This is a genomic window from Paraplanobispora siamensis (assembly GCF_016863175.1).
Classification (GTDB): Bacteria; Actinomycetota; Actinomycetes; order Streptosporangiales; family Streptosporangiaceae; genus Planobispora; species Planobispora siamensis.
The window spans coordinates 240,397-261,145 of sequence record NZ_BOOJ01000027.1; the positions used below are offsets into that span (position 1 = coordinate 240,397).

Consider the following 20,749-nt stretch of genomic DNA (forward strand, 5'->3'; position numbering starts at 1 on the left):
TTCGTGAATGGCAATTGGACACTGTCATCCTAGGGTGCGCGGTCCAGCAGGCCTGACGTATTAACACGCTGTAACACCGGACCGGCCGCGGCGGCGGCCGGTGACGGGAGGCCGGCGGCGGGCCTCCCCCGCGCGCGTCCGCCGGTCAGGTCTGGCCGCCGAGTACGGCCCTGGCGGTCTCGTAGGCGCTCGCGACCAGGTCGCCGGAGATCTCCTCGGGGGTGCCGTCGGGCACCTTGGCGCCGAGCACCTCGGCGTCGAGCGCGTCCGGGTCGAGCGCGTCGGCGGCGGGCGTGTCGGGGACGGGCTTGACCGGATCGTGGTACTGCCCCCGGTTGCGGCGCAGCCAGGAGGTGGCGTCCAGGGCCGACATCGGCTCGGCGAACCACCAGCCCTGGCCGAGGTCGCAGCCCATCTCGGCCAGGCGCGCGGCCACGTCGGCCGACTCGACGCCCTCGGCGACCGAGCGCAGGCCCAGCGAGCGGACCAGGTCGACGATGGAGCGCACGATGCGCTCGTCGTCGGGGGAGTCGCAGATCCTGCGCACGAACGAGGCGTCGATCTTCACCTCGGAGACCGGCAGGCGCTGCAGGCGGACCAGCGACGAGTAGCCGGTGCCGAAGTCGTCCAGGGCCAGCGGCACGCCGAGCTGGGCCAGCGCCCGTACGGCGTCGGCGGTGTAGGCCTGGTCGGTCATCAGGATGCGCTCGGTGACCTCCAGCTGGATCGCCTTCGGGGGCAGCCTGTAGCGCGCCAGCCCGGCCTCCAGCCGCTCGGGGAGCGCGGAGTCGAGCAGGTCGCGGGCCGAGACGTTGACGGAGATCTGCTCGTGCACGCCGGTGTGCCACCAGTGCGCGGCCTGTTCCAGCGCCGCGTCGATGACGTACTCGGTGAGCTGGCGCATCAGGTAGGACTGCTCGGCCAGCGGGATGAAGTCGGCCGGGCTGATCAGCCCGCGCACCGGGTGGCGCCAGCGCAGCAGCGCCTCCACGCCCCGGATCTCTCCCGCGGCCAGGTCGAGCTTCGGCTGGTAGTACAGCCTCAGCTCGGAGCGGTCGAGGGCCCGGCGCAGGTCGCCCAGGAGGCTGAGCCGCTCCGGGCTGTTGCGGTCCTTGTCGGCGAGGTAGAGCTCGACGCCGGTCTTGCCCTCCTTCGCGAGGTACATCGCCACGTCGGAGCGCTGCATCAGCAGCTCGAAGTCGGGCGCGTGGTCGGGGTAGAGCGCGATGCCGACCGAGGCGTCCAGATCGAAGGTCATGCCCTCCAGCCGGGCCGGCTCGGTGAGCGCCACCCGGAGCCGGGCGGCGACCTCCCTGGCGGCGGCGGCGTCCCTGACCGAGGGCAGCAGCACCGCGAACTCGTCACCGCCGAGCCGGGCGACCACGTCGCCCGGCCGCACGCTGTGGGTGAGCCGGTGCGCCACCATCTGCAGCAGCCGGTCCCCCACCGGGTGCCCGAGGGTGTCGTTGACCTCCTTGAAGCGGTCGAGGTCCAGCAGGAGCAGACCGACCCGCGCGCCCTCGCGCGTCCTGGCCTCGGCGAGCGCCTCCTCCGTGCGCAGCACGAGCATCTTGCGGTTGGGCAGCCCGGTGAGCCCGTCGTGCATCGCCTGGTGGTCGCGGCGCATCGACATGGTGGCGGTGAAGTACACGGCGGCGAGGGGGGCCAGGAACAGCGGGACCAGCGCCGGGGAGTGGTTCATGACCACCACGACCAGCGGGGCCAGGCCGAGCAGCCCCGCGTAGACGAGGCTCTGGTGGCCGACCGTGGTCCGGAGCACCCGGTGGATCGAGCGCCGCTCGTGCAGCGCGACCGCCCCGGAGACCAGCAGCGCCCGGACCGCGAAGTAGGCGAGCCCGGCCACCCCGATCGCCAGCAGGTCCATCCCGCCCGGCCCCCAGGCGTCGGCCCGGGCGGGCGCCGCGCTGACGATCCGGGCCGGCCGGTGCCCGAACGCCCCGAGCACCAGGCCCGCGGCCGTGTAGGCCAGCGTCACCTGCGCGACGTTGAACACGACCCGGTGCCAGGCCTTGCGGCCGGCGGCCCCGCTGACCACGATGCCGACCGTCTGCATCAGCAGGGCGATCGGCAGGCCGTAGTGCAGGAGCGCGGCGAAGGTGAACATCGTCGAGGGGTGGGTGCCGCCCACCGACGTCGACGAGCTGAGCACGACCGGCCGGAGCTCGCCGAGCACGACCAGGACGGCGAGCGTCCAGAACAGCGGCGAGTCCACCAGGCACGCCAGTTCCTCGGCGCTGGTCCACCACTGGGCGGCCGCGAAGGCGGCGAACCCCAGGACCGTGACGGCCGTCAGGTAGGTCCACAGGGGAGAACCCGGGCGCGGTCCGATGTCGCGGGTATCGGTTGGGTCAGCCATGAGTAACAAAACCCCCATTAGTTCACTATGGGAGAGTACGGCCTACGGACCACTTCGCGAAACCGGTTGGGCACGTTCCGTCACTGTCCATCTTGTGACACACCTCTGAATCACCTGATAAGCGCGTGAATAAGAGACATCACAGTGCATGCCGTACGGGACCTCCATCCCGGCGCGTCGCACACTCCCCACCCGGCCGAACCAGCCGGGACATGCCCCTACCCACACATATCGCGCACACCGGACTCCAACCCGTTGGACACCCCGGATCTCCCGGCCGGCGGTCTCCGTACGGCCCCGGCCGGGTGATCATGACGCGGGGCGGGCCGGTCAGGCCTCCGGCTCGACCGCCACCGCCGCCGCGGCCTCGGGGCCCTCCGCGAGCAGCACGGACAGGCCGTTCTCGTCGAGGATCGGCACGCCCAGCTTCACGGCCTTGTCGAACTTGGAGCCGGCGTTCTCGCCCACGATCACGAAGGAGGTCTTCTTCGACACCGAGCCGGACACCTTGCCGCCCCTGGCCGCCAGGGCCTCCCCGGCCTCGTCGCGGGTGAAGCCCGCCAGCGTGCCGGTGACCACGAAGGTGAGCCCGGCCAGGGTCTGGGGGAGCTGGTCGGCCGGGGGTTCGTCCTCCATCCGGACCCCGGCCGCCTTCCAGCGGGCGACGATCTCCTTGTGCCAGTCGACCTCGAACCACTCGCGGATCGCGGCGGCCACCCGGGGGCCGACGCCCTCGACGGCGGCGAGCTCCTCCTCGGTGGCCTGCGCGATCGCGTCGACGGAGCGGAACTCCGCGGCGATGGCCTGGGCGGTGGGCGGGCCGATGTGCCGGATGGACAGGGCCACCAGCACCCGCCACACGTCCCGGTCCTTGGCCAGCTCCAGCTGCTCCAGCATCTTCTCGGCGTTCTTGCTGGGGCTGCCGTCCTTGTTGGCGAAGAAGGTCACGACCCTGGGCTCGCCGGTCTCCGGGTCGGTCTTGGGCAGGCCGGTGTCGGGGTCGCGGACGACCGACTCGATCGGCAGCAGCCGCTCGATCGTCAGGTCGAACAGGTCGGCCTCGGTGCGCACCGGCGGCTCGTGCGGGGGCAGCGGCTGGGTCAGCGCGGTGGCCGCCACGTAGCCCAGGCCCTCGATGTCGAAGGCCCGGCGGCCGGCGGCGAAGAAGATCCGCTCACGGAGCTGGGCGGGGCACGCCCTGGTGTTGGGGCAGCGCAGGTCGGCGTCGCCCTCCTTCTCGTAGGCCAGCTCGGTGCCGCACTCGGGGCAGTGCGTCGGCATCACGAACGCGCGCTCGGTGCCGTCGCGCAGCTCCTCGACCGGCTTGACGATCTCCGGGATCACGTCGCCCGCCTTGCGCAGCACCACGGTGTCGCCGATCAGCACGCCCTTGCGCGCGACCTCGGAGGCGTTGTGCAGCGTGGCGCGCTCGACCGTGGAGCCCGCCACCACGATCGGCTCCATGACGCCGTACGGCGTGACCCGGCCGGTCCGGCCGACGCCCACCTGGATGTCCAGGAGCTTGGTGTTGACCTCCTCCGGCGGGTACTTGTAGGCGATCGCCCAGCGCGGCGCCCGGCTGGTGGAGCCCAGGTTGCGCTGCAGGTCGATGCCGTCGACCTTCACCACGACGCCGTCGATCTCGTAGGCCGGGTCGTGGCGGTGCTCGCGGTAGTACTCGATGAAGGCGTTGATGCCGTCGAGGTCGTCGACGACCCTGTAGAGGTCGCTGACCGGCAGGCCGAGCTCCCGCAGCCGGTCGTAGATCGCCGACTGGGCGCGCGGCAGGTCCGCGCCCTCCCAGGCGCCGACCCCGTGGACGATCATCCGCAGCGGGCGCTGCGCGGTGATCCGCGGGTCCTTCTGCCGCAGGGAGCCCGCCGCCGAGTTGCGCGGATTGGCGAAGGCGGGCCTGCCCGCCGCGACGAGCTGCTCGTTGAGCTTCTTGAAGTCGTCGACCGGGATGTAGATCTCGCCCCTGACCTCGACCAGGTCGGGCACGTCGTCACCGGTCAGCCGGTGCGGGATGTTCGTGACCGTGCGCACGTTGGCCGTCACGTCGTCGCCGATGCGGCCGTCGCCCCGGGTGACGCCCCTGACCAGCCGGCCCTTCTCGTAGACCAGCGCGATCGCCAGGCCGTCGATCTTCAGCTCGCACAGGTAGGGGGCCGGGTCGCGCTCGGCCAGCCGCTCCGCCCGCGCCTGCCAGGAGGCCAGGTCGTCGGCGTTGAAGGCGTTGTCGAGGCTCTCCATCCGCCGCAGGTGCGCGACCGGCGCGAACTCGCTGGAGATCGGCGCCCCGACCTTCTGCGTCGGCGAGTCGGGGGTGCGCAGGCTCGGGTGCTCGTCCTCCAGCGCCCACAGCTCGCGCATCCAGGCGTCGTACTGGGCGTCGCTGACGGTCGGCGCGTCGAGCACGTGGTAACGCCAGTTGGCCTCTTCGACCAGCTCGCTCAGCTCCGCGTGCCGCTCCAGCGCGGCCACCGGAACGCCCCCGGCCTCTGCCTCAGCACCCATCGTCCAGCCTCTCCCCTCGTCGTGCACCAGGGAGAATCTATCGCCGGACACCGACATTCGGCCGGGTCCGGCGACGGACGGACGGGGCCCGCGCCTCCCTCACGGAGGGGAGGTCAGCCGCCCTGGGTGTAGATCGTCTTCCAGGAGGTGCACCAGCCGGTCGGCCGGCTGGAGTTGCCGCGGCAGACCTTCGCCTTGATCTGCAGGGGGTGGGCCACGTTCTTGCGGAACGTCCCCGTGCCGGGGGTGCAGTTCCAGTAGCCCGCCGAGCTCCACTTGCCGTTGCCGGAGCTCTGCCAGCGCAGCAGCACCCAGGAGCAGCCCTTGCCCCGGGTGTCGGACAGGCTGCCGCGGATCTGGAAGGCGCTCTGGGTGACGACGACCTTCCCCTTGGCGGTGGCGTGGCCGTCGGTGGAGTGGATCGGGCCCCACTTCCAGCCGGTGGCGGCCGCGTCGGCCGAGGCCGCCGTGGAACCGCCGACGGTGAGGGCCGCGGCGGCGGTCAGGCCGAGCAGGACGCGGAGGCCGGTACGCATGAAGAACTCCAAGAACATGTGGTGCGATTTCCTACATGTCCATGGATACGGGGACATACTTGCACGTCACTTGAAACTCCGTGGAACCACTGGCCACCGCGCGCCCCGGCGGCCTCACTCGCCCGGGTCCTCCCTGAGCACCAGCGCCGCCTTGCGGCAGGCGGTCAGCGCGGCCCTGGCATACGCGGGCGAGGCCCCGGCCAGCCCGCAGGCGGGGGTGAGCACGACCTGCGAGGCCAGGGTCGAGGCGGGAAAGCCCAGCCGGCGCCAGAGCTCGACGGCGGGCCCGGCGATCACGCCGACGTCCGGCAGCGGGGCGTCGACCCCGCGCACGACGCCGAGGAAGAACGCCATGCCCGCCTCGACGCACTCGCCGATCACGTCCTCGTCACGGCGGCGCAGCAGCGAGGCGTCCAGCGAGACCCCCTTGACCCCCGCCCTGCGGATCACCTCGAAGGGCACGCCCGGAGCGCAGCAGTGCACGATCGGGAAGCCGTCGCCGGGCAGCGCCGACCGGAGCCACTCGACGGCCACCGGGGCCTCCACGGCGGGCAGCCGCCCGAAGCCGGAGGCCGTCGGCACCGTGCCCGCCAGGACGGCGGGCAGGCCCGGCTCGTCGAGCTGGACCACGATCTCCGTGGCGCCCGGCACCCGCCTGCGCAGGTCGGCGACGTGCCCGGCGAGCCCCTCGGCGAAGGACTCCACCAGGTCCCGTACGGCTCCCGCGTCGGCCAGCGCCTTGTCGCCGTGGCGCAGCTCGACGGTCCCGGCCAGCGTCAGCGGCCCGCACACCTGCGTCTTGAACGGCCCCCGGTATCCCTGCGCGGCCTCCTCCAGCCCGTCGAGGTCGCGCACCAGGTGGTCGCGGGCGCGCTTGGCGTCCCGCCCCGGCCGGTCGGTGAACCGCCAGCCCGACGGCTGCACCTCCACCGGCAGCTCGACCAGGAGCGAGGCGGCCCTGCCCACCATGTCCGCGCCGACGCCGCGGCCGGGCAGCTCCGGCAGGTACGGCAGTGCGGGGAGCTCGCCGAAGACGACCCTGACCGCCTCGGCGTGGTCCTCCCCCGGATGCGACCCGACACCGGTGGCGGTCGCCTCACCCCACGGGAACGTATTCACAACGGCCAGCTTAGAGCCCGTCGATCACGGCCTCGCGCCGCGTACCGGCCCGCCGCCGGGAACCGCCCGGCGATCCGGTGGGCACTCGGATCGGGACACCCCCGCGACTTAGGGTGAGGGGATGAGACTCACGAAGTTCGAGCACGCCTGCGTCCGCCTGGAGAAGGACGGTTCGGTCCTCGTCATCGACCCGGGAGGCTTCAGCGACGAGGCGGCCCTCGATGGCGTCCGGGCGGTGCTCATCACCCATGAGCACTTCGACCACGCGGACGCCGACCGGCTGCGCCGGGCCGCCGGGGCGAACCCGTCGCTGGAGATCTGGACCTGCGAGGCGGTGGCCGCCAAGCTGACCGACGTCCCGGCGAAGGTCCAGGTGGTACGGCAGGGCGACGCCTTCGACACGGCGGGCTTCGGGGTGAAGGTCATCGGTGAGTGGCACGCCCCGACCTACCCCGATCTGCCGATCGTGCAGAACGTCGGTTTCCTCGTCGAGGAGGAGGTCTTCTACCCGGGTGACGCGTTCACCCCGCCGGGCGTCGAGGTGCCCACGCTGCTGGTGCCGACCAACGCGCCGTGGCTGAAGCTTCCGGAGACGATCGCCTATCTGCGCGAGGTCCGGCCGGGCCGGGCCTTCTCCACCCACGACGGCCTGCTCAACGAGATCGGCCTGGGCCTGGTCGACGGCTGGCTGGAGAAGGAGGCCGAGACGCAGAAGGCCGAGTTCCGCCGTCTGACGCCCGGCGAGTCCGTCGACCTCTCCTGACCCGTCCCGTGCGTCGCCGGACGCGGGGAGGCGCGGTCAGGCCGCGGAGGCGATGGTGGCGGAGCCGATCACGGTGTCGCCGAGATAGAGCACCGCGGCCTGGCCCGCCGCCACGCCGGTGGCCGGGCCGTCGAGCGTGATGTGCAGGTCGTCGCCGGACATCTGGGCGCGGCAGCCGTACACCTCGCCGTGCGCGCGGAGCTGGACCGTGCAGGCCAGGGGCTCGCGCGGGGCGTCCACCGGGCCGTTCCAGACGGGCCGCCGCGCCACGATGGCCGTGACCTCCAGGGACGAGCGCGGGCCGACCGTGACCGTGTTGGAGACCGGCTCGATGGACAGCACGTAGCGCGGCCGGCCGTCGGGGGCCGGGCGGTCGATGCGCAGGCCTTTGCGCTGGCCGACGGTGAAGCCGTACGCGCCCTCGTGGCTGCCGACGACCTCGCCGGACTCGTCGACGATCGGGCCCTCGGCCGTGCCGAGGCGCTCGGCCAGGAAGCCGCGGGTGTCGCCGTCGGCGATGAAGCAGATGTCGTGGCTGTCGGGCTTGTCGGCCACCATGAGCCCGCGCCGCGCCGCCTCCTGGCGGACCTCGGCCTTGGTCGAGTCGCCGAGCGGGAAGATCGCGTGCCCGAGCTGCTCGCGGGTGAGCACGCCGAGCACGTAGGACTGGTCCTTGGCCGCGTCCGGGCTGCGGTGCAGCACGCCGTCGACGATCCGGGCGTGGTGGCCGGTGGCCACGGCGTCGAAGCCGAGCGCGAGCGCCCGGTCGAGCACCGCCTCGAACTTGATCTTCTCGTTGCAGCGCAGGCAGGGGTTGGGGGTGCGCCCCGCAGCGTACTCGCTGACGAAGTCCTCGACCACGTCGCGGTGGAAGCGTTCGGCCATGTCCCAGACGTAGAACGGGATGCCGATCACGTCGGCGGCCCGGCGGGCGTCCCTGGAGTCCTCGATCGTGCAGCACCCGCGGGCGCCGGTCCGATAGGACTGCGGGTTGGCGGACAGCGCCAGGTGCACGCCCGTGACGTCATGGCCCGCCTCGGCGATGCGGGCGGCGGCCACGGCGGAATCGACGCCCCCGGACATGGCGGCAAGCACACGAAGACTCATAACCCTTCGAGGGTACCCGCGCCGGGGGACATGCCGCCGTGCCGCACCCACCGGTTGGCAGTGGTCTCGCCGTACTGGGAGAATCCGGAACCATGCGACTGTTCGGGCGCAAGAACGAGTCCGGCGCGGAGCCCGCCGACGGCATCGGCGAGTTCTGGGCGTGGTGGGCCGAGGCCAGGCCGGAGCTGGACGCGATGGTCGCCGCGGGAGAGGCCGAACGGCTGGCCGAGTGGATCGGTCCCGCGGTCCAGGTCGTCCACCCCTCCCTGGTCTGGGAGATCACCCCGGGGCTCGGTTCCGACCAGGCCCTGATCGTCACCGCCGCCGGCGATCCCGAGCTGCGCCCCACCGCGCACCGCTGGGCCGCCGCCGCGCCGCCCGCCGACGCGCTGTGGGAGTTCCACCCGTCCCGGCGGGCCAACCCGCACGCCATGGACCTCACCCTCGACGTCGGCGGCTACGAGTTCGCGCTGGACAAGCTCGTCCTGGGCCTGCGGGCCCCGCTCGGCAACCCCCGCGTCGACGTGGTCGCCTACCATCCGATCTTCAGCATCCTCGACGAGGAGACCCGGACCGAGGCCGCGCTGCTGGCCCTCGACTGGCTGCTCGGTGAGGACGACGTGGCCCGCTGGGTCGGCGACATCTCCGCCGTCCAGTTCGAACCGATCGACGCCGTGCCCGCCGTCCACCTGCCCAGCGTGGTCGCCGACCTCGCCTCCGGCTTCCAGGAGGAGCAGTGGGCGCTGCTGGAGGGCGAGACCGCCTCCGGCGCCCGCCTGATCGCCACCGCGCGCTATCCGCTCCGCCCGGTCGACTATCCGCTGTTCGACCAGCACATCGCGATCACCCTGCCCTATCGGCACCGCGACGCCGACGGCCTGCCCGCCGGGCCGTCCCTGGAGGCGCTGCGCGACTTCGAGGAGCGCCTGGCGGGCCGGATCAGCAGGCTGAACGGCACCGCCGTGCTGGCCGCCCACATGAGCGCCGAGGGCCAGCGGGTGCTGCACGTCTACGCCGACCCGGTGGGCGACGCGGCCGTCCACGCCAAGGAGCTGATCATCACCTGGGAGGAGGGCCGGCCCCGCGTCGACGTCGTCGGCGACCCGGGCTGGACCGCCGTCGCCCCCTTCCTCAACTGACCCCGCCGGGCCGGGGACCGGCTCGGAGGCCAGGTCAGAGGCCAGGTCAGAGGCGAGGTCAGAGGCGAGGTCAGAGGCGGGGTCAGAGAGGGTCTCGCCGACGCCGTCCCTCACGCAGGACGGAGACCGACAGGACGGCCGCTCCGGACAGCGCCTGGGCGGCCAGGAACCCGCCGAGCGCGGCGGGCTGGAACAGCAGCGCCGCCGCCAGCGGGAGACAGCCGAGCACCACCAGGTCGACGCCCGTCAGCGCCCAGACGAGCACGCCCGTGGGCATCGCTCCCATCGGTGTATCGATGACCGGCATCGCGTGGTCGACGGGCCGCCGCCGCGCCATCCGCAGCGCTCCGGCGGCCAGCGCGGGAGCGGCCGCCGCCCCCAGCAGCCACCACGGGCCCGCGGGAAGGGCGCCGGTCACCGTGAGCCCGGCCAGCACCGCGACCAGCCAGGCCCCGCCGAGCAGGCCCGGCAGCAGCGCCCGGGCGGCGAGGATCCGCCGGGGGCCGACGGCGAGCAGCCGCGCCAGCGCCGGGTTGTCGCCGTCCCTGCGCGCGCCCGAGGTGCTCGCCGCCGCGGCGGCGAGCCCGCCGACGAGCATGAGGCCGACGGTCAGCGAGACGCCGAGGAGACCGGGGGTGCCGGCGAGCCCCGAGGCGCCCTTCACTCCCGCCGCGGTCATCCCCTCCAGGACTCCCCCGCCGGTCCGCGCTATGAGCGCGGGCAGCGCGGCGGTCGCGAACAGTACGGCGAGCCGCCCGGGACGCCGTCCCAGCCGCCGCCAGTCCTGCCAGGCCGGCGCCATCGGGGCGGGCAGCGCGGGCCACCGCCGGGACCGCAGGGTCCGTCCCCGCCAGTGCGCGTCCTCCGCGCTCCAGGTCAGGGAGCCGGGCTCCACGGCGACGGCGGCGCCGGCCGCGTGACCCCGCCCGACGGAGGCGTCCAGCAGGGTCCCGGCCGGGATCCGGTCCAGCACCCTCCGGGCCCGCCGTACCAGCAGACCGGCGAGTGCGGCGGCCATCGCCGCGAGCACCGCTCCGGCGGCCGGCGGAGCGGAGGCCGCCGCGGCCAGGAGGCGGCGTCCGGCGCCGGATCCCAGCAGCGCGACGGCCACGGCCAGGGCCGCGGCCACGGCGATCGCGGGGCCCGCCCAGGTGTTCCAGGTCTGCGAGGCCTGCGCCAGCACGGCCGCGGCCATGCCGCCCGTGGCCGCCGCGACGCCGAGGAGCATCGCCGCGGCCAGCCGTACGCCCGTGTGGTCCGGGGTGCCCAGGACCGCGAGCAGACCCACGCCGAGCACCGCCCCGGCCACGGCGGAGATCGCGAGCAGGACGCCCGAGGGCCCGCGCAGCACGGCCCGCCGGTCGAGGGGTGAGAGCAGGAGCCAGGCCGCGTCGGCGGGCGGCAGCGTGACGGGACCGATCGCCCGGGCGGCGGCGAGGAAGCCCGTACCGGCCAGCATGACCAGGGCGACCCCCGCGCCCATCCGCGACGGGTCCGCCTGCCGGGCGATCGCGGCCAGGAGCGCAGAGGCGGGCTGGGACAACATCGCGGCGACCACCGCGAGCCCCAGACCGGTCGAGTAGAGGTCCGTCCAGCTCCGCGGCCGCCGGCTCCTCGACCGGACGAAGCCCCTGATCTCCGCGGCCGAACTCATGCCCTCTCCCTCCCGCACGACCTCACGACGCTCCACCCGGGCTCACGGCGCATTCCAGCCCCACGACCGCGCAAGGCCTTCCTCCCGGACTCACGACGCATTCCAGCCCCACGACCGCACAAGGCTTCCTCCCGGACTCACGGCGCCTCCCACGTGGCCTCACAAGGCTTCCTCCCGGCAAACGATCAGGGACCGCCCCGTGCTCCCGGACGCCGGGTTCCGGCCCCGGCCGTCGCGTCGCCGGGTTCCGGCCCCGGGCTCCGGGACGTCGCGCGGGCCGGGTGGCGCGGGTGGGTTCACACGGTGGTCTCGGCGCGGCCGTCGGCCAGGGCGACCCGGCGGCTGCGGGCGGCCTCGGCGAGGCCGGGGTCGTGGGTGGCCATCACCACCGTGCCGCCCTCCGCCGCGTAGTCCGTCAGGATCTCGGCCAGCCGCCGCCGGAACTCCGCGTCGAGTCCCCGCTCGGGCTCGTCCAGCAGCAGCACCCGGCTCGGCCGCAGCAGGGTCATCGCCAGCAGGAGGCGCTGCCGCTGGCCGGTCGACAGGGCCGGGGGGACCGCGTCCGCCCGGGAGGCCAGGCCGAAGGACTCCAGCGCCTCTCCGATGTCCATCCGGGGTCCGGCGTGGACCGCGGCCATCAGCTCCAGGTGCTCGCGGACGGTCAGTCCCGGGTACCAGGCGGGCTCGTCGGCCACCAGGGCGACCTCACGCCAGAACGCGGGCTCGTCGCGGGGCGGCCCGCCGAGGACGGCGACCTCTCCCGCGTCGGCCGTCCGGAGCCCGGCCAGGCAGCGCAGCAGCGTCGACTTGCCCACCCCGTTCGGCCCCGTCACGGCGACGATCTCGCCGTGCGCGACCTCGAGGTCGACCCCCTGGAGCACGGGATTGCCGCCGAGCGTGACCTCGACCCCACGGGTCACGATGATCGCTTCGCTCACCGTTCGACCCTAGCCACCGTCCGCCTCCCGCGTGCGCCGCGATCCGCGGGCGTCCCGCGGGCGTGGTCCCGAACCTCTCAGGAGACGCCCGCCGCGGCCGATGGTCCGGGTAACCCACGCCCGACGCGTCATCGTGCCCCGGACGGGCCTGCGCGGGCGCCATCGCTCACGGAGGAGCGCTTTCATGAACACGTCCCATCCGGTGCCGCCCGGCTCGACCGCCCGCCGGCGCCGCATCGTCTCCCTGCTCGCGGCGGTGACGCTGACATCCGGAGCGCTGGCCGCCACCGCCGCGCCCGCCCAGGCCCTCACCACCTGCGCTCCCGGCCTCCTGGGCCCGGCGGTCGACCACCCCGTCGGGATCACTCCGAACCGCACGATAACCACCGATCTCAACGAGGACGGCCACGCCGACCTCGTCGTGTCCCAGGGCGGGACCTCCACCTCCCTGCAGGTGCTGCTCGGCACCGGCGACGGCGGCTTCCAGACGCCCGCGACCGTCACCGTCCCGGAGTACGTCGGCTCCCCCGCCGTGGGCGACTTCGACGGCGACGACCACGTCGACCTGGTGGTGACGAACTACAGCGACCCCAGCTTCTCGGTCCTGCCCGGCAACGGCGACGGCACCTTCCGCGCGGCCGTGACCACCTCCACGGTCGAAACCGTCTACTCGGCCGTCTCGGGCGACTTCGACGGCGACGGCGCAGACGACCTGGCGACGACGAACTCCAGCGGCTCGGTCCACGTGCTGCTCGGCGACGGCGACGGCACCTTCCAGCCACCGGTGGACACCGGCGCCGGGGCGGCCATGAGTGAGATCGTCGTGAGGGACTTCGACTCCGACGGCCGCACCGACCTGGCGGTGACCGGTTCCTTCATGAACGTCAACTCCGTCGAGGTCCTGCTCGGCGACGGCGACGGCACCTTCCAGCCGACCGCCTTCTACCCGGGCGGGACGAACCTGTGGGGCTTCGTCGGCGCCGACTTCGACGCTGACGGCACCCCCGACCTGGCGACCCTCGACGCGACCACCAACAGCGCAGTCGTGCTGATCGGCGAGGGCGACGGCACCTTCCGCACGCCCGTCCCCCACGCCGTGAGCTCGGACGCCAACGGCCTCGTGGCGGCCGACATCGACGGCGACGGCTCCGCCGACCTGATCGTGAGGGAGTCGGGCGTCCTCGGCGCGTTCTCGGTGCTGGCGGCCAAGGGCGACGGCACCTTCCACACGCCCGTCGGCTTCGCGCCCGGCAGGAACAACCTGACGTGGGCCGGGACCGGTGACTTCAACGGTGACGGCGGCGCCGACGTGGTGCTGCTGGGCGACGGGAACGGCGTCTCGGTGATGCTGACCTCCTGCACGACCGTCCCCGACCCGACGCCGCCGGCGCCTCCGGCCCCCACCGCGCCCAAGCCGGCTCCCAAGCCGCCGGTCAAGAAGCCGGTGGTGAAGAAGCCCGTGGTCGCGCCCAAGCCGAAGCCGCCGGTCAAGCCCAAGCAGCCCAAGAACGCGCCGAAGCCGAAGCAGGTGGAGAAGAAGATCAAGCAGGTCAAGCTGAAGTGGGGCAAGGGCGCCTCGTGACCCGGTGAAGCCTCGTGACCGGGTGAAGCATCGTGACCCGGTGAAGGCGGTGGGTCCCGCGGCCCGCCGCCTTCCGTGCGTGTACGGCCCGAGCGGACGGTCAGGTCAGGCCGGCGCGGCGGGCCCGTTCCACCACCAGGCCGATGACGTCGGCGACGCGGTCGACGTCGGCCTCGGTGGAGGTGTGGCCCAGGGAGAAGCGCAGGGAACCGCGGGCCCGGACGCTGTCGGCGCCCATGGCGATCAGGACGTGGGAGGGCTGGGCCACCCCGGCCGAGCAGGCGGATCCGGTGGAGCACTCCACGCCCTTGGCGTCCAGGAGCATGAGCAGGGCGTCGCCCTCGCAGCCGGGGAAGGAGAAGTGCGCGTTGCCGGGGAGCCGGTCGACCGGGTCGCCGTTGAGGATCACATCGGGTACGGCCTGCCGTACCCGGCGGATCAGGTCGTCGCGGAGTTCGGCCATCCGGGCCGCCGTCTCGGCCTGGCGGGCCACCGCGATCTGCACCGCCGCGGCGAGCCCGGCGACCGAGGGGGCGTCGAGCGTGCCCGAGCGCACGTCGCGCTCCTGGCCGCCGCCGTGCAGGACCGGCACCGGGTCGACGCCCCTGGCCAGCAGCAGCGCGCCGACGCCCAGCGGGCCGCCGACCTTGTGACCGGAGATCGTCAGGGCGTCCACCCCGGCTCCGGCGAAGTCCACCGGGAGCTGGCCGACCGCCTGGACCGCGTCGGTGTGGAACGGGATGCCGTGGTCGTGGGCGATCGCGGCGAGCACGTGGACCGGCTGGACGGTGCCGACCTCGTTGTTGGCCCACATCACGCTCACCAGGGCGACGCTGTCGGGATCGCGCTCGACGGCCTCGCGCAGGGTCTGCGGGTGCACCCGGCCGAACTCGTCGACGTCGAGCAGCTCGACGGTCGCGCCCTGCCGGTCGCCCAGCCAGTGCGCGGGGTCGAGCGCGGCGTGGTGCTCGACCGAGCTGATCAGGATGCGGGTCGCCCCCTTGGCCCGCCGGGCCCAGTAGAGGCCTTTGATGGCGAGGTTGTCGGCCTCGGTGCCGCCGGAGGTGAACACCACCTCGCTGGGCCGGGCGCCGAGCGCGTCGGCGATGCTCTCGCGCGACTCCTCCACGACCTGGCGGATCCGGCGGCCGGCCGTGTGCAGCGACGAGGCGTTGCCGACCCGGCCGAGGTGGGCGGTCATCGCCTCGACGGCCTCGGGAAGCATCGGCGTGGTCGCCGCATGATCGAGATAGGCGGGCTCCACGGCCGCACTCCCCTCCGCAACTGATTTTCAGCCTTCCAAGCGTATCCGCGCCCGGGTGAAGCCCCGTCCCCCGCGTTGACCACTAAACCGTCCAGCCGGTACAGTAAAGCCATGAGACGCGAGGGACTGCTGGACGCGGCCGAGGAGCTGCTGTCGGACCAGGGCTCCTCCGCACTCACCCTGGCGGCCGTCGCCGAGCGCGCGGGCTGCAGCAAAGGCGGCCTGCTCTACCACTTCAGCAGCAAGGAAGCCTTGATCAAAGGCATGGTCGAGCGGCTGATCGAGGAGTTCGACGAGCTGGTCGCCGCCCAGGGGCACGACACCTACACCAAGAACTATCTGGCCGCCACCCTCGCCGCCGTGCGAAGCGGCAGGATCCGGCGCTGGGCGGTGGTCACCGGAGCCGCCGGCAACCCCTATCTGCTCGCGCCGCTGCGTGAGGCGATGGCCCGCTGGCACCGCGAGGGCCTCGACAGGGAGCCCGACCCGGCCGCCGCACAGATCGTGCGCCTGGCCTGCGAGGGGCTGTGGGACGTGGTCAGCCATGATCCCGGCCTCTACGACGACTCCCGTTACGCGGAGCTGGAAAGGCGCCTGCTGGATCTGCTGTCGGAATAGCGCTCCCCCGCGCCACGACAGACCCGCCCCTCACCCGGCCCCGCCCGGGGTCACTGTCCGTACACGCTGGTGGTCGCTTCCGCATGCGCGGAAGCGACCGGCTTTTCTGTGCCCGCCCCACGTCATTTGGAAACCTCCACTGAAGGGATTACGTCATGACCCGCGATCTGAGGATTGCCCGTAATGGGGCAATTCTCACCTTTGTTCTCGGCGGACTCATGTGTGGATCGATGACCGTGCGCCTGCCCGCGCTGTCCGACAAACTCGGCCTGTCCGAGTCGTCGATCGGCGTCACCCTGCTCGTGTGGGGATTGGGCGCGCTGGTCACCATGCAGTCGATGCGCGGGGTGATGACGCGCTTCGGCAGCCGGAGCATCCTGCGGGTCGGCGCTCCCCTGTGCGCCGTCACTCTGGCCATGGTCGCCTTCGCGCCGACGTTCCCGCTGCTGCTGGTCACCGCGGGCCTGTTCGGCCTGGCGTTCGGCGCGCTGGACATCGCGATGAACGCCCAGGGCTCGACGGTCGAGCGCGTCCACGGCCGCCCGCTGATGAACGGCATGCACGCCGGGTGGTGCGCGGGCGCCATCTCCGCCGGGCTGCTCGGCACCGCGGCCATCGCGGCGGGACTGTCGGTCACGGTCCATCTGACCCTGATCGCCCTGCTCGCGCTGCCCGCGTCGGTCGCCCTGAGCCGGACCTACCTGCCCGACCCCGCCCCCGAGAAGGCCGCCGAGGCCGGGACCCGCCGCCGGATGCCCGCGGTCGTCTACCTGCTGGGCGTGATCGCGTTCTGCGCGTTCATGGTCGAGGGCACCGTGGCCGACTGGAACGGCCTCTACCTGCGTGACGTGCTCGGCGCCCCCGAGGCCCTGGCCGCGGCCGGATACCCGGTCTTCGAGGCGGGCATGCTGCTCGGCCGCCTGGCCGGCGACCGGGTGCGGACCCGCTTCGGCGCCAAGATGATGATCGCCGTCTCCGGGCTGGCCACCGCCGCGACCTTCGCGCTGGTCATCACCTCCGCCTCGCCGGTGGTCGCCGTCGCGGCCATGCTGCTGGTGGGCCTGTCGGTGGCGACGGTCTCCCCGATCGCCATCTCCCTGGCCGGCGCCGCGACCGGCAACCCCGGCCCGGCCATCGCCCAGACGGCCGCGCTGGGCTACGCCGGACTGCTGCTCGGTCCGGTCGTCATCGGCTTCCTGTCCGACCTGGCCTCGCTCAGGGCGGCGCTGGGCATCGCCGTCGCGCTCAGCCTGGTGATCGCGCTGATCGCCCGGTTCCTGCCCCGGCCCGGTACGGCCCGCCCCGCCGGTGCCGCCGACCCGGAGCCCGAGCTCTCCATGGCCGCCTGAGAGATGGCCCCCTGAGAGATGGCCCTCTGAGGGCCACGGCCACCTGAGGGACGCGCCCCGCCGGCGCCCGGGCACCAAGGTCCGGGGCGCCGCGTGAGAACGGCCCGGAAGGCGTGTGAAACCGGCCCGGAAGGGCGCGAAAACGATCCGGAGGGCGCGAAAACGCGGAACGGCGCCGCACGGATGGTCCGTGCGGCGCCGTTCTGTCGTTCGTGCCCGACCGGCTGTTCGTGCCCGACCGGTCGGCCGTACCGGCTGATCGGCCGGGCCCGGCGCGACGGGTCTACTTGCGCTTGGCGATCTCGTCGGTCAGCTGCGGGACCACCTGGTTGAGGTCGCCCACGACGCCGTAGTCGGCGAGCTCGAAGATCGGCGCCTCGGGGTCCTTGTTGATCGCGACGATCGTCTTGGCGGTCTGCATGCCGGCCCGGTGCTGGATGGCGCCGGAGATGCCGGCCGCGATGTACAGCTGCGGCGAGACGGTCTTGCCCGTCTGGCCGACCTGGAACTGGTGCGGGTACCAGCCGGCGTCGGTGGCGGCGCGGGAGGCGCCGACGGCCGCGCCGAGCGAGTCGGCCAGCTTCTCGATGATCGAGAAGTTCTCGGCCGAGCCCACGCCACGGCCGCCGGAGACCACGATCGCGGCCTCGGTGAGCTCGGGACGGGCGCCCTTCTCCTCCTTGACGCGGTCGACGACCTTGGCGACCTTGGCGGCGTCGGAGACGGCCACGGTGACCTGCTCCTCGGCGCCGGCGCCGGCGGCGGCCTCGACCGGGGTGGCGTTCGGGCGGACCGCGAAGATCGGGGTGCCCTTGGTCACACGGGACTGGACGTTGACGCCGCCGCCGAAGATGGACTGGTCGGCGACCAGGCCCTCACCGATGCCGACGGCGTCGGTCAGCACACCAGAGTCGATCTTGATGGCCAGCCGGCCGGCGATCTCCTTCGCCTCGGCCGTCGCGGCGACGAGCACCGCGGCCGGGGACGCGGAGGAGACGAGCTGGGCGAGCAGCTCGGCCTTGGGCGCGACCACGTAGTCGGCGATGTCGGCGGAGTCGGCGACGTAGATCTTCTCGGCGCCGTACTCGGCCAGCCTGGCCTTGGCCTCGGCGGAGTATCCCGGGCCGGCCCACACGGCCGACGGCGTGCCCAGCCTGCGGGCGAGCGTCAGCAGCTCCAGGGTGACCTTCTTGATCTGGCCTTCGACGTGCTCGACGAGAACGAGAACCTCGGACATCTCAGTTAACCCCCCGTCCTCAGACGAACTTCTTCGACGCGAGGAAGTCGGCGGCCTTCACGCCACCGTCGCCCTCGTCCTTGACGATCGTGCCGGCCGCGCGCGGCGGGGCGGCGGAGAAGTCGGCCACCTCGCTCCACGAGTTGGCCAGGCCCACCTGCGAGGTGTCGATCTCGGCGTCGGCGACGCCCAGCTTCTCGACCGGCTTCTTCTTGGCCGCCATGATGCCCTTGAAGGAGGGGTAGCGCGGCTCGTTGATCTTCTCGACCACGGAGACGACGGCGGGCAGCGAGGCCTCGACCTTGTCGTAGCCGTAGTCGGTGACGCGCTGGATCGCGATGGCCGAGCCGTTGACCTCGACCTTGTTGGCGAAGGTGAGCTGCGGCACGTTCAGGCGCTCGGCCAGCATCGCGGCGAGAACGCCGGTGCGGGCGTCGGTGGACTCGGAGCCGAGCACGACCAGGTCGAACCCGATCTTCTTCAGGGTCTGCGCCAGGGCGTAGGAGGTGCCCAGGGCGTCGGAACCGTGCAGGGCGTCGTCGACCAGGTGGACGGCCTTGTCGGCGCCCATGGCCAGGGCCTTGCGGATGGTGTCGCTGGCCTTGTCGGGACCCATGGTGAGGACGGTTACCTCACCGCCGTGCGCTTCCTTGAGCCGCAGCGCCTCTTCGACCGCGTACTCGTCGAGCTCGTTGACGACGCCGTCGGCGGCGTCGCGGTCGAGCGTCTTGTCATCGGACCTCAGCTTGCGCTCGGTCGCCGTGTCGGGGACCTGCTTCACGCAGACGACGATGTTCATGGCCGGTGGCCGACCTCCCGTGTTCGCGTGCGCCACCGCGGGAAGCGGCTGGCGCCGGATGCTCGGTACGCGCACGCGGGGCACGTGCGCGTGATGCCAAGACTGCCAGGTGCCCGAGGGCTGTGACAGCGGGTGGCCCGGCCGGATCGCGCCCGTCCTGGTCCCCCGCGTTCATGTTACCCATCGGTAGCTTAGGCGCAAACCGCCGGTCCGCACGTGTGCGCCGACCGCCGACCCGGCAGGCCCCACCCCACCATACCGAACTATGTTCCGGAGCCTGCGGGCGGTGTCCCGCTTTCCGCGGACTGCCCGTCTCAGCTGCCCAGAAGGATGACGATCATAACGATGACGACGGTCGCCAGCGCCAGCCCGAGGGTCAGCGGACTGAAGAACGCCCCCAGCGCGGCCCACAGCGCCACGGAGCCGCCGATGCCGGCCAGGTCCACGGCCAGCCGCGGATGGTCCTGGCGGGCGAAGAGGGCGACGCCCCCGTCGATGACCACGACGGCGCCGTACACCGACAGCAGCAGCAGCGACACCTCCGGCAGCAGGCTCTGGGCCGTCGCGGCCGCCAGCGACACCAGCAGGCCGGTGCCGACCACCCAGCGCCGGTGGATCACCGCGCGGCGGCGCTCGCGCGCCCGCTCCGGCGAGGAGGAGCCGCGCGCGTGGCGCCCCGGGCGCCACTCCCGGGTGGTGACGCCGTGCAGGCTCCCGGCGGTGCGGCGGGCGGGTCCCCCGGCGGCGTCCTCGCCGCCCGCGCCCGCGTAGGCCGGGCGCGGCTGCGGCGCCGGGGCCCGCACGACCGGGGTCGCGGCGCCGAGCCGGGTCAGCAGCATGCCGGCCGGCGGGCGGGCGGCCGGGTCGCGCGACAGGCACTCGCGCAGCAGCGGCTCCACCCACAGCGGGACGCCCTCCAGGTCGGGCTCGTGGTGGACGACCCGGTAGCCGACCGCGGAGGCGGGGCCGGTGCCGTACGGGTGCCGGCCGGTGGCGGCGTAGGCCAGCGTGGCCGCGAAGGAGAAGATGTCGGCCTCCGGCCCGCTCTCCCCGCCTTCGAGGATCTCCGGGGCCAGGTAGCCCGGCGTGCCCAGCACCGCGCCCGACGTGGTCACCGTGGCCGAGTCGTGCAGGCACGCGATGCCGAAGTCGATCACGACCGGCCCGTCGTCGGTCATGATGACGTTGCCGGGCTTCAGGTCGCGGTGGACCACTCCGGCGGCGTGGACCGCGCTCAGGGCCTCGGCCAGGCCGCGCCCCAGCCGTACGAGGTCGTCGCCCTTGACGGGCCCCTCGCCGGCGACCACCGCGTCCAGCGGGCGGCCCTGCACGTAGCGGGTGGCCAGGTAGGGACGCCCGCCGCTCAGCGAGGCGTCGAGGATCTCGGCGACGTGCGGGTCCTGGACCCGCCGCATGGCCTCCACCTCGCGGGCCAGACGGGTCAGGGCCGCCTCGTCGGCGGCGACGTGCGGATGCAGGATCTTGACGGCTATCGTGCGTCCCTCGGGATCCAGTGCGAGGTGGACCTCACCGAAGCCTCCCGCCCCCAGCGGCGAGAGCAGGCGGTACGGGCCAAGACAATCACCGTCCGGCGCTCCCATGCGACTCCCTCCGGCCTGTCCCCTTCATCGTGCCCCAGACGGAGCCCCGCCGCACGGAGAGATTGCGAGAAGGCACCCATCCCCGGACATGGAACACACACCGGACGCTCCTGCTCTTCCCATGCCATGCCGGACCTTGAGCCGAGCTT

Annotated in this window: 16 protein-coding genes; 5 read left to right on the plus strand and 11 right to left on the minus strand. The window is 73.2% G+C overall.

The genetic code is table 11. The features are described 5' to 3' along the window. Positions 1–145: 145 nt before the first annotated feature. The 4 genes from Psi01_RS15495 to Psi01_RS15510 form a co-directional block, all read right to left on the minus strand. Positions 146–2,377 carry a putative bifunctional diguanylate cyclase/phosphodiesterase gene (locus Psi01_RS15495; RefSeq protein WP_204064697.1) on the minus strand — a complete coding sequence of 744 codons (2,232 nt, stop codon included), beginning with the start codon at positions 2,375–2,377 and terminating at the stop codon, positions 146–148. A gap of 330 nt (positions 2,378–2,707) precedes the next feature. Further along, a complete protein-coding gene (ligA, locus tag Psi01_RS15500; RefSeq protein WP_204064698.1) occupies positions 2,708–4,894 on the minus strand; it encodes an NAD-dependent DNA ligase LigA in 2,187 nt (728 codons plus the stop codon). 113 nt (positions 4,895–5,007) lie between these two features. Continuing rightward, on the minus strand, positions 5,008–5,430 hold the full coding sequence (locus tag Psi01_RS15505) for a hypothetical protein (RefSeq protein ID WP_204064699.1): 423 nt from the start codon (positions 5,428–5,430) through the stop codon (positions 5,008–5,010). A gap of 114 nt (positions 5,431–5,544) precedes the next feature. Further along, positions 5,545–6,549 (minus strand): methionine synthase, encoded by a 1,005-nt coding sequence (locus Psi01_RS15510; RefSeq protein WP_204064700.1) that lies wholly within the window; start codon positions 6,547–6,549, stop codon positions 5,545–5,547. 121 nt (positions 6,550–6,670) lie between these two features. Here Psi01_RS15510 and Psi01_RS15515 point away from each other — a divergent pair, with 121 nt between their 5' ends. After that, positions 6,671–7,312 (plus strand): MBL fold metallo-hydrolase, encoded by a 642-nt coding sequence (locus Psi01_RS15515; RefSeq protein WP_204064701.1) that lies wholly within the window; start codon positions 6,671–6,673, stop codon positions 7,310–7,312. Positions 7,313–7,348: 36 nt separating this feature from the next. Here the strand turns inward: Psi01_RS15515 and mnmA are convergent, their stop codons facing one another. Beyond that, entirely contained in the window at positions 7,349–8,419 is a 1,071-nt protein-coding gene (gene mnmA / locus Psi01_RS15520; protein WP_204064702.1) for a tRNA 2-thiouridine(34) synthase MnmA, read from the minus strand. Between the two features lie 92 nt (positions 8,420–8,511). Between mnmA and Psi01_RS15525 the strand changes: the two genes are divergently transcribed. Beyond that, entirely contained in the window at positions 8,512–9,558 is a 1,047-nt protein-coding gene (locus Psi01_RS15525) for a DUF695 domain-containing protein (RefSeq protein ID WP_204064703.1), read from the plus strand. Positions 9,559–9,640: 82 nt separating this feature from the next. Here Psi01_RS15525 and Psi01_RS15530 read toward each other — a convergent pair whose 3' ends face one another. Together Psi01_RS15530 and ccmA are read right to left on the minus strand one after the other, a co-directional pair. Next, positions 9,641–11,212 carry a DUF6297 family protein gene (locus tag Psi01_RS15530; protein WP_204064704.1) on the minus strand — a complete coding sequence of 524 codons (1,572 nt, stop codon included), beginning with the start codon at positions 11,210–11,212 and terminating at the stop codon, positions 9,641–9,643. 296 nt (positions 11,213–11,508) lie between these two features. Further along, positions 11,509–12,150, minus strand: a complete 642-nt coding sequence (ccmA, locus tag Psi01_RS15535) for a heme ABC exporter ATP-binding protein CcmA (protein WP_204064705.1) — start codon at positions 12,148–12,150, stop codon at positions 11,509–11,511. Between the two features lie 184 nt (positions 12,151–12,334). On the opposite strand from ccmA, the gene Psi01_RS15540 reads away from it, so the two are divergent. Beyond that, positions 12,335–13,732 (plus strand): FG-GAP repeat domain-containing protein, encoded by a 1,398-nt coding sequence (locus Psi01_RS15540; RefSeq protein ID WP_204064706.1) that lies wholly within the window; start codon positions 12,335–12,337, stop codon positions 13,730–13,732. Positions 13,733–13,832: 100 nt separating this feature from the next. Here Psi01_RS15540 and Psi01_RS15545 read toward each other — a convergent pair whose 3' ends face one another. Continuing rightward, entirely contained in the window at positions 13,833–14,996 is a 1,164-nt protein-coding gene (locus Psi01_RS15545) for a cysteine desulfurase family protein (RefSeq protein ID WP_204064707.1), read from the minus strand. A gap of 111 nt (positions 14,997–15,107) precedes the next feature. Between Psi01_RS15545 and Psi01_RS15550 the strand changes: the two genes are divergently transcribed. Further along, positions 15,108–15,614 carry a TetR/AcrR family transcriptional regulator gene (locus Psi01_RS15550; protein ID WP_204064708.1) on the plus strand — a complete coding sequence of 169 codons (507 nt, stop codon included), beginning with the start codon at positions 15,108–15,110 and terminating at the stop codon, positions 15,612–15,614. Positions 15,615–15,769: 155 nt separating this feature from the next. Then, the gene (locus tag Psi01_RS15555) at positions 15,770–16,963 is read left to right on the plus strand and encodes an MFS transporter (RefSeq protein WP_204064709.1); all 1,194 of its coding nucleotides are present in this window, start codon (positions 15,770–15,772) and stop codon (positions 16,961–16,963) included. A 283-nt stretch (positions 16,964–17,246) separates the two neighbouring features. Here the strand turns inward: Psi01_RS15555 and Psi01_RS15560 are convergent, their stop codons facing one another. From Psi01_RS15560 to Psi01_RS15570, 3 genes are all read right to left on the minus strand, one after another. Next, on the minus strand, positions 17,247–18,200 hold the full coding sequence (locus Psi01_RS15560; protein ID WP_204064710.1) for an electron transfer flavoprotein subunit alpha/FixB family protein: 954 nt from the start codon (positions 18,198–18,200) through the stop codon (positions 17,247–17,249). Positions 18,201–18,219: 19 nt separating this feature from the next. Then, positions 18,220–18,999, minus strand: a complete 780-nt coding sequence (locus Psi01_RS15565) for an electron transfer flavoprotein subunit beta/FixA family protein (RefSeq protein ID WP_204064711.1) — start codon at positions 18,997–18,999, stop codon at positions 18,220–18,222. A 314-nt stretch (positions 19,000–19,313) separates the two neighbouring features. Beyond that, complete coding sequence (locus tag Psi01_RS15570; RefSeq protein ID WP_204064712.1) at positions 19,314–20,600, minus strand: serine/threonine-protein kinase; 1,287 nt, start codon at positions 20,598–20,600, stop codon at positions 19,314–19,316. Between the last annotated feature and the right edge of the window lie 149 nt (positions 20,601–20,749).

Coding starts and splice junctions, on each gene's coding strand:
- Psi01_RS15495 (WP_204064697.1), bottom strand. CDS start 2,377: ATGGCTGACCCAACCGATACCCGCGACATCGGACCGCGCCCGGGTTCT.
- ligA (WP_204064698.1), bottom strand. CDS start 4,894: ATGGGTGCTGAGGCAGAGGCCGGGGGCGTTCCGGTGGCCGCGCTGGAG.
- Psi01_RS15505 (WP_204064699.1), bottom strand. CDS start 5,430: ATGCGTACCGGCCTCCGCGTCCTGCTCGGCCTGACCGCCGCCGCGGCC.
- Psi01_RS15515 (WP_204064701.1), top strand. CDS start 6,671: ATGAGACTCACGAAGTTCGAGCACGCCTGCGTCCGCCTGGAGAAGGAC.
- mnmA (WP_204064702.1), bottom strand. CDS start 8,419: ATGAGTCTTCGTGTGCTTGCCGCCATGTCCGGGGGCGTCGATTCCGCC.
- Psi01_RS15525 (WP_204064703.1), top strand. CDS start 8,512: ATGCGACTGTTCGGGCGCAAGAACGAGTCCGGCGCGGAGCCCGCCGAC.
- Psi01_RS15530 (WP_204064704.1), bottom strand. CDS start 11,212: ATGAGTTCGGCCGCGGAGATCAGGGGCTTCGTCCGGTCGAGGAGCCGG.
- Psi01_RS15540 (WP_204064706.1), top strand. CDS start 12,335: ATGAACACGTCCCATCCGGTGCCGCCCGGCTCGACCGCCCGCCGGCGC.
- Psi01_RS15550 (WP_204064708.1), top strand. CDS start 15,108: ATGAGACGCGAGGGACTGCTGGACGCGGCCGAGGAGCTGCTGTCGGAC.
- Psi01_RS15555 (WP_204064709.1), top strand. CDS start 15,770: ATGACCCGCGATCTGAGGATTGCCCGTAATGGGGCAATTCTCACCTTT.
- Psi01_RS15560 (WP_204064710.1), bottom strand. CDS start 18,200: ATGTCCGAGGTTCTCGTTCTCGTCGAGCACGTCGAAGGCCAGATCAAG.
- Psi01_RS15565 (WP_204064711.1), bottom strand. CDS start 18,999: ATGAACATCGTCGTCTGCGTGAAGCAGGTCCCCGACACGGCGACCGAG.
- Psi01_RS15570 (WP_204064712.1), bottom strand. CDS start 20,600: ATGGGAGCGCCGGACGGTGATTGTCTTGGCCCGTACCGCCTGCTCTCG.